8 protein-coding genes are annotated in these 9,490 nt (G+C 59.8%); 3 read left to right on the top strand and 5 right to left on the bottom strand.

All coding sequences use genetic code 11. The annotated features are described in order from the left end of the window. Positions 1-169: 169 nt before the first annotated feature. Complete coding sequence (locus tag D8V06_RS26125; protein ID WP_130932095.1) at positions 170-1,816, bottom strand: GMC family oxidoreductase N-terminal domain-containing protein; 1,647 nt, start codon at positions 1,814-1,816, stop codon at positions 170-172. A 121-nt stretch (positions 1,817-1,937) separates the two neighbouring features. On the opposite strand from D8V06_RS26125, the gene D8V06_RS26120 reads away from it, so the two are divergent. Then, positions 1,938-2,822, top strand: a complete 885-nt coding sequence (locus D8V06_RS26120) for a LysR family transcriptional regulator (RefSeq protein WP_130932094.1) — start codon at positions 1,938-1,940, stop codon at positions 2,820-2,822. On the opposite strand, the gene D8V06_RS26115 is transcribed toward D8V06_RS26120, so the two are convergent. Both D8V06_RS26115 and D8V06_RS26110 read right to left on the bottom strand, forming a co-directional pair. Further along, positions 2,819-3,916: a DNA alkylation repair protein gene (locus tag D8V06_RS26115; protein WP_130932093.1), complete on the bottom strand. Its 1,098-nt coding sequence runs from the start codon at positions 3,914-3,916 to the stop codon at positions 2,819-2,821. The genes D8V06_RS26120 and D8V06_RS26115 overlap by 4 nt on opposite strands. Positions 3,917-3,988: 72 nt before the next feature. Then, positions 3,989-5,797, bottom strand: a complete 1,809-nt coding sequence (locus D8V06_RS26110; RefSeq protein ID WP_130932092.1) for a monovalent cation:proton antiporter-2 (CPA2) family protein — start codon at positions 5,795-5,797, stop codon at positions 3,989-3,991. A 159-nt stretch (positions 5,798-5,956) separates the two neighbouring features. Between D8V06_RS26110 and D8V06_RS26105 the strand changes: the two genes are divergently transcribed. Beyond that, positions 5,957-6,871 (top strand): LysR family transcriptional regulator, encoded by a 915-nt coding sequence (locus D8V06_RS26105; protein ID WP_056853486.1) that lies wholly within the window; start codon positions 5,957-5,959, stop codon positions 6,869-6,871. Here D8V06_RS26105 and D8V06_RS26100 read toward each other — a convergent pair. Next, positions 6,861-7,637, bottom strand: a complete 777-nt coding sequence (locus D8V06_RS26100; protein ID WP_130932091.1) for a substrate-binding domain-containing protein — start codon at positions 7,635-7,637, stop codon at positions 6,861-6,863. The two genes, D8V06_RS26105 and D8V06_RS26100, sit on opposite strands and share 11 nt — an antisense overlap. A gap of 24 nt (positions 7,638-7,661) precedes the next feature. Then, positions 7,662-8,954, bottom strand: a complete 1,293-nt coding sequence (locus tag D8V06_RS26095; RefSeq protein WP_130932090.1) for an MFS transporter — start codon at positions 8,952-8,954, stop codon at positions 7,662-7,664. Positions 8,955-9,225: 271 nt separating this feature from the next. On the opposite strand from D8V06_RS26095, the gene D8V06_RS26090 reads away from it, so the two are divergent. Next, a partial coding sequence (locus tag D8V06_RS26090) for an FKBP-type peptidyl-prolyl cis-trans isomerase (RefSeq protein WP_130932089.1) occupies positions 9,226-9,490 on the top strand: 265 nt, incomplete at its 3' end.

The following is a 9,490-nucleotide window of genomic DNA, read 5'->3' as shown; positions in this document are numbered from 1 at the left end:
AACGTGTTCTGACATATCGGTATCCCTCACAGTGATTGTTTTTGTTGTTCCACTGATGTTGCGTATTCCTTGCAGGGGGTGATGCTCGATGTCCGTGAAACCAGTAACGTCCCTGTGGGAGTGGGCTTGCCCGCGATTGGGAAGGGTCAGTCAGCATGAATGTTGACTGTCATGCCGTCATCGCGGGCAAACCTGCTCCCACAGGGATGGTGTTTGCAGCATTTAAAATCATGTGTGCCGCTTTCTCCGCGATCATCAGCGTAGGCGAACAAGTGTTGCCGGAAGTGATGCGCGGCATGATCGACGCGTCGGCGATGCGCAGGCCGGGAATGCCATGCACGCGCAGATCGGCGTCGACCACCGCGTCTGCGTCGTTGCCCATCCGACAAGTGCCCACCGGATGGAAAATCGTGGTGCCGATGCGCGCGGCGGCTTCGTGCAGTTGTTCTTCGCTTTGCAGCTTGTCTCCCGGCAGATATTCGACCGGTTTGAACGCCTTCAGGGCCGGTGCGGCAACGATGCGCCGGGTCAGGCGAATCGCATCGGCGGCGACCCGCAAGTCTTCCGGATGGCTCAGGTAGTTGGGTTGTATCAGCGGTGATTCCTGCGGGTTGGCCGAACGGATCTCCACCCGGCCACGGCTCTGCGGGCGCAAGTCACAGACCGACGCGGTAAACGCTGGGAACGTATGCAATGGTTCACCGAAGCGCTCCAGCGACAGTGGTTGCACGTGGTATTCAAGATTGGCCGAGGTCTGCTCCGGACCGGAGCGGGCAAACGCACCGAGCTGGCTCGGCGCCATCGACAGCGGGCCGCTGCGGTCGTACAGGTAACGCAGGCCCATGCCCATTTTGCCCCACAGGCTGCCAGCGATTTGATTGAGGGTGCGGGCGTTTTCCAGTTTGTAGATCAGCCGCAGTTGCAGATGGTCCTGCAGGTTGCCGCCGACGCCGGGCAGTTCATGGACGACGCCGATGCCCAAGCGTTGCAGCAGCGGGCGAGGGCCGATACCGGAGCGTTGCAGGATGCTTGGCGAGCCCACGGAACCGGCGCAGAGGACGATTTCCTTGCGCGCCTTGAAAGTTTTCGGCTGATTTTGCCAGCGGGCGCTGACCGCTGACGCGCGGCCGTTTTCCAGCAATACGCGGTCAACTTCAACGCCGGTCAACACGGTCAGATTGGCGCGGTTGCGCACCGGTTTGAGGAATGCCTTCGCCGCGTTCCAGCGGATGCCGGCCTTCTGATTGACCTGGAAGTAACCGCAACCTTCGTTGTCGCCCTGGTTGAAGTCATCGATGCTGGCGATGCCGCTTTGCTCGGCAGCGCTGCGGAACGCATCGAGAATCGGCCATGACAAACGCTGGCGTTCGACCCGCCAGTCGCCGCTGGCACCGTGAAATTCGGAGTCGCCGGCAAAATGGTTTTCGCTTTTCTTGAACAGCGGCAACACGTCCTGCCAGCGCCACCCGGGGTTGCCTTCGGCTGCCCAGCCATCGTAGTCCCCGGCCTGGCCACGCATGTAGATCATGCCGTTGATTGACGAGCAGCCGCCCAGCACTTTGCCCCGTGGGTAACTCAGGGCGCGACCCTGCAGGCCAGGTTGAGCTTCGGTCTTGAAGCACCAGTCGGTGCGCGGGTTACCGATGCAGAACAGGTAACCCACGGGAATATGAATCCATGCATAGTTGTCGCGGCCACCGGCTTCGAGCAACAGAACCCGGTGTTGTGGGTTGGCCGATAGCCGATTGGCCAGCAAACACCCGGCGGGACCGGCCCCGACCACGATGTAATCGTATTCATCAAGGGAAGACTGCATCCCTGACCTCGTCTTGTTGTTCTTGTTGTCGGTCATCCTAGTTGTTAGCTTTCGTCAAAAGAATGTTAGTTTTTGCGCAGCTGCTGTGCGTTTTTAAACAGCGACGACCTAAGGATGGACGATGTTCGACTGGAATGACCTGCGGTTTTTTCTCGAATTGCAGCGCAGCGGGCGTTTGCTTACCGCTGCCCGCCGTTTGAACACCACGCACGCCACCGTGGCGCGGCACATCGAGGCCATCGAAAAGAGCCTCGGCACCGCGCTGTTCGTGCAGCATGCCCAGGGGTATGAACTAACCCCGTCCGGCGAAGCGCTGCTCAAGCATGCGGAAGCCATGGAGAACGTCGCGCTGTTGGCACAGGAGGAAATCACCCAGTCCACGGCACCGCTGGGCAAGATCCGCGTCGGGGTCACAGAAGGGCTGGGCATCATGTTTCTATCCAGCCGCATGAACGGTTTGTTCGAACGTTACCCGGGGCTGGAAGTGGAACTGGTCGCGGTGCCGCGGTTTGTCAGCATTCTCAATCGCGAGGCGGAAATCAGCATCCACCTCGAACGGCCATCGGCGGACATGCTGGTCACGCGCAAGCTCACGGACTATCGCCTGGCCCTCTACGCCAGTCAGGACTACCTCGATCGTTCGCCGCCGCTGGGCAATCGAGAGGATCTGGGGCGCCATGCGTGGATCGGCTACGTCGACGACTTGTTGTTCAGTCAGGAACTGATGTTCCTCAACAGCTTCTGCCGCAACCCGCAGGTGGTCTTTCACAGCACCAGCGTTATCGCTCAGCAACAGGCTGCGCGCGCAGGTCTGGGGATTGCCGTTTTACCGTGCTATATGGCCAGCGCCGATCCCGGGTTGGTACTGCTGTTTCCCGATGAAAGCATTCTGCGCAGCTACTGGATCAGTACCCGGCGCGAGCTGCACAAATCGGTTCGGCTGCGGGTGATGTGGGATTACGTGGTGGAGTTGTGTGAGCGCGAGCAGGGGTTGTTGTTGGGTTAAGGAAGGATTTCAAACGCCGTACTGGCCAGCCGTTCGCCATTGACCAAGATGTGCACCGCATGGCGACCGGCGTAATGCCTGCGGGTGGTCAGTTCTTTGATGTGCTGGCCGCGGCTCAGTTGCTCGGTGGCTTTGCCGGGCAACGTCAGGGCTTTGAGCTTGAACACCTTGGCCGAGGTGCTGCCGTTGGCTTTCACGTAGTCGATGGCATAGTCGATCACCAGTCGCTGGCTGTCCTCGACCCTGGATTTGACGGCAAAGGACAGGGTGATTTTCTCCCCCAGGCCAATCACTGGCGGGTTGACTCGCACATCGACGATCTCGACTTCAGGCTTGCCACCCGCGCCGATGATCGCCAGCGCTCGAGGGTTGCCCTGTTTGATCAGGCTGCGTAGTGCATGTTTGGCGATCCACGCGGTGTGTTTGTTGTCCAGCGACCAGCCTTCAATCAGCTCAAGCACCCAGTCGGGATGATCCTTGGTGATGTCGTTCAAGTGGTTGGCCACGGACTTGCGCACATACAGGCTGGTGTCGGCCTTGAGATTGTCGAGGATCTTCGCCGCCAGGCTCGGGTCGGCCTGGACTTGCTCCAGGCGAAACGACCACGGCAGTCGCGGACGGCAACCTTCACTGGCCAGCCTCCGGACATGCTCGTTGTCGTCCAGTGACCAGTCGTGCATCAGCTTCAGCGAGCGCTCGAGGTCCCTGCGCAGGAAGTGGCGAATGGCAAACTCCGAGGAACCGAATGCAGTGAAGTACTTGAGCGCGTCCATCGATACGTCGAAGCGGTCGGCACCATAAGCCGCCACGTACTGCGGCAGGCACATGCTGACGAAGCCACTGTTGAGACGCGGGGCGAGTGCGCGCAGGACTTCGAGCGATGCTTCATAACCCAGCGGCAACACCGCGTGCAGGCATTCGCTGACGCGTGCCATGCGTTGCATGACCGACAGGTCCGCCAGGCCGGTGCTGGCCAGTTTGAGGAATCTCTGCGCATCGAACTCCGAATAGACCGCCGTCATTTCGCTGGCGATATGCTGGAGGCGCTCGACGTTGAAGATTTCCTTGAGGGCGGGGGATTGATCGGCAGCCATTACGAGTTCCTTGGTCGTTGTGATTTATCCGGTACACCGCGTTATCGTTCCGACGAGGCCAGTACTGCCACCTCAATTGTTCTTGGCTTGCTCTTCCAGCTGATCCGCCTCAAACAACCGCGCCAGTTCCGCCCGCGCTTCCTGTGCTGTCTGCTTGACCTTCACCGCATCGTCGTAAATCGAATGCTGGGTTTCGAGCACCTGTTCGTCGTGATGCTTGAAGCGCTTGATCCGTGCGTCGGCCTGGGCCTGGGTCAGGCCGAGTCCGATCAGGGTTTGCCGGCTCATTTCCAGGCTCGAATAAAAGGTTTCGCGCACCGCGTGGGCCCCCACGTCCATCAACCGATGTACATGTTGGCGGTTGCGTGCGCGGGCGATGATCTTGATGTGCGGGTAGAGCTTGCGCACCAGTTCGGCGGTCTTGATGTTGGTGTCCGGGTCATCGGTGGCGATCACGAAGAATTCGGCTTCGCCGACCTTGGCCGCACTGAGGATTTCCGGGCGCATCGGGTCGCCGTAGAACACCGGCACGCCGCCGAAGCTGCGCGACAGCTCAATGGTTTCCACCGAGGTGTCGAGGGCAACGAACTTGATGTTCTGCGCCCGCAGGATACGGGCGACGATCTGCCCCATGCGACCCATGCCGGCGATCACCACCCGGGGCTCATCAGTGTCGATTTCGCGGAATTTTTCCGGCACTGCCACAGGTTGCACCTTGGGGCTGACAAGACGCCCACAGATCAGCATCAACAAGGGCGTCAACGCCATGGACAGGGTAATCGCCAATACCAACAGGTCGTACAGGCGCGGGTCGAACAAGCCATGATCGCGACCAATCTTGAACACCACGAAGGCAAATTCACCGCCGGCGGCCAGGACAATGCCGAGTCGAATCGCGCTGACCTTGTTCAAAGCGCCGGCCAGTCGACCCAGGATGAACAGCAGCGGCAACTTGACGGCGATCAACAGCACCGTCAGGCCCAATACCACGATGGGCTCGCGCAGCAGCAGACTGAGGTTCGCGCCCATGCCGACACTCATGAAAAACAGCCCCAGCAACAGGCCCTTGAACGGCTCGATCTGCGCTTCCAATTCGTGGCGGTACTCGGAGTCCGCCAGCAGCAGGCCGGCCAAAAAGGCGCCGAGGGCCATGGAAATGCCCGCCAGATCCATCAGCCATGCGGTGCCCATCACCACCAGCAACGCGGTCGCGGTGGACACTTCCGGCAAACCGCTCTTGGCCACCACGCGAAACACTGGCCGCAACAGATAGCGTCCACCGATCACCACAATGGCGATGCTCACCAGCACGCGCAAACCCTGATTGACATCGTCGGCCGCAGTCACGTTTTCAGCGCTACCGGCCAGCAGCGGCACCATGGCGATCAGCGGGATCGCGGCGATGTCCTGAAACAGCAGAATCGCAAAAGCCAGACGCCCGTGAGGGCTGGTCAGTTCCTTGCGTTCGGCAAGGCTTTGCAGGCCAAACGCAGTGGACGACAACGCCAGACCCAGGCCCAAAACGATGGCGGTGTTCAACGGTTGTCCGAAAACATACAGCGCCAGCACGCCCAACACTGTTCCTGTCAGCAACACCTGCGCCAATCCGACCCCGAACACTGACTTGCGCATCACCCACAACCGTCTTGGCGACAATTCCAGGCCAATGATGAACAGCAGCAACACCACACCGAGCTCCGAGATGTGCGCAACGCTTTCCGTATCGCTGATCAGGCCCAGCCCCGAGGGGCCAATGATCACCCCAGCAAACAAATAACCGAGTACTGCACCCAATTGCAGGCGCTTGGCCAAGGGAACGGTAAGCACGGCCGCGAGCAGAAACACGACTGCGGCTTGCAACAGACTGCCTTCATGGGGCATGGCGAAAACTCCATTAACTCGGTACGGCGGGGCGACAAGGATAAAGGCTCGACCCGGTCGCGTCAGCATAGTGTTTCAACCGAGTTGTTACATTTTGCATTAATTGGTTACATTTATAGAATAATCGAATCAATCTGATCCCCGCGCCGAGTCCATCCCATGGCCATCAATTTCGACCTCAACGATCTGCAAGCTTTTCGCGCCGTGGTGGAGCAGGGCAGTTTTCGCAAGGCGGCCGATACCGTACGCATCTCCCAACCGGCCCTGAGCCGGCGTATTGAAAAACTCGAGGACGCCCTCGGGGTGAGGTTGTTCGAACGCACCACCCGCAAGGTTAGTCTGACCCAGGCCGGTCGCGGCTTCATGCCCAGCGTCGAGCGCTTGCTGGATGATCTCGACGTGGCGCTGCTAGGCATCAGCGAAGTCGCATCGACCCGGCTGGGCCATGTCACTGTCGCTTGTGTGCCGTCGGCGGCCTACTACTTCATGCCCCGCGTCGTCGCGCACTATCACCGGCAATTTCCGCGGATCAAGGTCAAAGTACTGGATTCCAGTGCCCATGAAGTGCTGAGTGCGGTGGTCAACGGTGAAGCGGATTTTGGCCTGAGCTTCATGGGTACGCTGGAGGCCGAGGTGGATTTCGAGCCGTTGGTGCAGGAGGGCTACGTCGTGGCCTGTCGGCGTGATCACCCCTTGGCGAGCCGTACCAGCGTGACCTGGGACGAGTTCTATCAGCAGGACTACATCTCGCTGGACAAGAGCTCGGGCAACCGCTTTTTACTGGATCAGGCGTTGACTGGTGTGGTGCCACAGCGGCCGAGCATCTGCGAAACCCGGCATGTGACGACGATGATCGGGCTGGTGGAGGCGGGGTTGGGTGTTGCCGCGGTGCCGCTGATGGCGATGCCGGGCGAAGATCACCCGATCCTGACGCGGGTGCCTCTGACCGATCCGCAAGTGATGCGCAGCGTCGGTTTGATCAAGCGCCGGGGTCGCACTCTGACCCCGGCAGCACTTGAACTGGAACGTTTGGTGGTGGCGATGAAAGTCCAGCTGCCGGCTATCAGCGGCTGACAGAATCCAGGCCGGTGGCTTTTACATCTGCTTGCGCCTGGGCCGATGCCATGTACTCAAGCAACGCCTTGGCCTGCGCGGGGTGTTGCGCGCCAACCGGAATACCCGCGGCGAAACGCGTGACCGACTGCACTGATTCCGGAATCTTCGCGACAAAACTCACCCCTGGTACCGGCAGCAGTTCGCTGACCTGCTGGAAACCCAACTGATAGTCGCCGGTGGCAACCACCGATCCCACAGGAATCTTCGGCACCATGGTCGACTTGGCTTTGAGCGAGTCTTCGATGCCCAGGCGTTTGTACAGTTGCTGCTCGATGTACACGCCACTTGCGCTGTCGGAATAGGCCACGGACTTGGCGTCCAACAAAGTTTTTTTCAGGTTGTCGACGGTGCTGATATCGGGCTTGGGTGCACCCTCGCGCACCACCAGACCGATCCGCGAATCCGCCAGTTCAACCCGGGACGACGGGTCGACCTTGCCTTGCTTGATCAGATCGTCAAGCGCGTAGCCGACCATGATCACCACGTCGGCTTGTTCACCGCGGGCCAGGCGATTAGGGATCGCTTCCGGGGCCTTGCCCATCGACGGACCGAGGGCGGTGTTGAGGGTGTTGCCGGTGGCTTCGGCGAACTTCGGGCCGAGGAGCTTGTAGGCCGCGGTGAAGCCCCCGGAGGTCATCACGCGTAACTCTTCGGCCTGTGCCGCGGTGCTTAAGGCCAGGCTGACCAGCAAGCTCATGGCCGCAACGTTGAAAAGCTTTTTCATAGGGATTTCTCTAGCAAGGCAGGTTTACGAAAGGGCTGGTTGCAGGCGACCGCTGGCGCGGCGATAGAGATAAAGCGTCGCGCAGAGCGCACAGAGCGCGGCGAAGCTCATCCAGTAGCCAGGCGCCGCTTTGTCGCCGGTGTACTGAATCAGGAACGTCGACATCGCCGGGGTGAAGCCGCCAAACACGGCGGTGGCCAGGCTGTAAGCCAGAGAGAAACCCGCAACCCGTACTTCGACCGGCATGATTTCCGTCAGCGCCGGGATCATTGCGCCGTTGTACAAGCCATAAATGAACGACAGCCACAGCAGCACCAACAGCATGTTGATGAAGCTTGGCGCCTGCACCAGGTAGGACAGCGCTGGATAGGTCGAGGCCAATGCCAGCAGGGCCATGGCAATCAACACGGGACGACGGCCGACGCGGTCGGAGAGTGCGCCGCCAATCGGCAACCAGAAGAAATTCGACACGCCCACCAATAAGGTGACCAAGAGCGCATCAGACGTGCTCAGGTGCAGCACGGTTTTGCCAAAAGTCGGCGCGTACACGGTGATCAGGTAAAACGCTGTGGTGGTCAGGGCGACCATCATCATCCCGGCAAAGACAAGCACCCAGTTTTGCGCGAGCGTGCGGAACACCTCTGCCATGCTCGGACGTGCTTTGCGGGCGGCGAACTCTTCGGTTTCTTCCAGGTTACGGCGCAGGAAGAAAATGAACGGGACGATCATGCAGCCGACGAAGAACGGAATCCGCCAGCCCCAGTCGGCAATCTCCAATGGCGCCAGCCATTGGTTCAGGCCATAGCCCAAGGCTGCGGCAACAATGATCGCCACTTGCTGACTGGCCGACTGCCAACTGGTGAAAAAGCCTTTGTTACCCGGCGTGGCGATCTCCGCGAGATACACCGAGACGCCGCCCATTTCCGCGCCGGCGGAGAACCCTTGCAGCAACCGGCCAATCAACACGAGCGCCGGGGCGAACAGGCCGATGGTTTCGTATCCGGGGACCAGCACAATCAGAATTGTGCCGCTGGCCATGATCGAAAGGGTGACGATCAGCCCTTTGCGCCGGCCAACATCATCGATGTATGCACCCAGCACCACTGCGCCCAGAGGTCGCATCAGGAAACCGGCGCCGAACACGGCAAAGGTCATCATCAGCGAGGCGAACTCGCTGCTGGCCGGGAAGAACACGGCCGCGATCTGTGTGGCATAGAAGCCGAACAGGAAGAAGTCGAACTGTTCGAGGAAGTTACCCGAGGTAACCCGGAAAATGGCGCTGGCGCGAGAGCGTCCGCGCGGGATTGAGGCTGTCATCGATAAATACTCCACCGCTTTTATGACGTGCGCTGCCTGGACGCGGCGCACGGTTCTTATTGAGGCGAATGGTGGAGCAGGGCGATCGATATGTTAATTGCATAGTTGGCATGTATTGATGCGTGAAGCGGATCAATAAAAGCATCTGAATTCAGTGTGTTGTTCAGAAAAACTCATCGGAACAAAGGAGGCCATGGTTGCCAATCGCGGACAAATCTGGGAAAACGGCGCCCAACAGGCCTAAGGGCGAAAGAGCATACGAGTGAATTCAATGAACGACGTACTTCAGGTAATCGATATTCAGGCCGGTGACGGTAAAGCGGCCGTCAAAGGCGCGTTGATCACCACCCAATACCGTGGCTGGCTGGAAGACGGCTCTGAATTCGACTCTTCCTACAGCCGTGGCAAACCGTTCCAGTGCGTGATTGGCACTGGTCGTGTCATCAAGGGGTGGGATCAGGGAATCATGGGCATGCAGGTTGGCGGCAAGCGCAAGTTGCTGGTCCCGGCGCACCTGGCTTATGGCGAACGCACGA

This window comes from Pseudomonas sp. Sample_24 (genome assembly GCF_004307605.1).
Lineage (GTDB): Bacteria > Pseudomonadota > Gammaproteobacteria > Pseudomonadales > Pseudomonadaceae > Aquipseudomonas.
The sequence above is the reverse complement of the archived record's forward strand: the minus strand, read 5'-3'. Positions and strand labels throughout refer to the sequence as shown.

Bases quoted from the DNA above. Each gene is read 5' to 3' on its own strand.
- D8V06_RS26110 (WP_130932092.1), bottom strand. From the start codon at position 5,797: ATGCCCCATGAAGGCAGTCTGTTGCAAGCCGCAGTCGTGTTTCTGCTC.
- D8V06_RS26125 (WP_130932095.1), bottom strand. From the start codon at position 1,816: ATGCAGTCTTCCCTTGATGAATACGATTACATCGTGGTCGGGGCCGGT.
- D8V06_RS26095 (WP_130932090.1), bottom strand. From the start codon at position 8,954: ATGACAGCCTCAATCCCGCGCGGACGCTCTCGCGCCAGCGCCATTTTC.
- D8V06_RS26105 (WP_056853486.1), top strand. From the start codon at position 5,957: ATGGCCATCAATTTCGACCTCAACGATCTGCAAGCTTTTCGCGCCGTG.
- D8V06_RS26120 (WP_130932094.1), top strand. From the start codon at position 1,938: ATGTTCGACTGGAATGACCTGCGGTTTTTTCTCGAATTGCAGCGCAGC.
- D8V06_RS26100 (WP_130932091.1), bottom strand. From the start codon at position 7,637: ATGAAAAAGCTTTTCAACGTTGCGGCCATGAGCTTGCTGGTCAGCCTG.
- D8V06_RS26115 (WP_130932093.1), bottom strand. From the start codon at position 3,916: ATGGCTGCCGATCAATCCCCCGCCCTCAAGGAAATCTTCAACGTCGAG.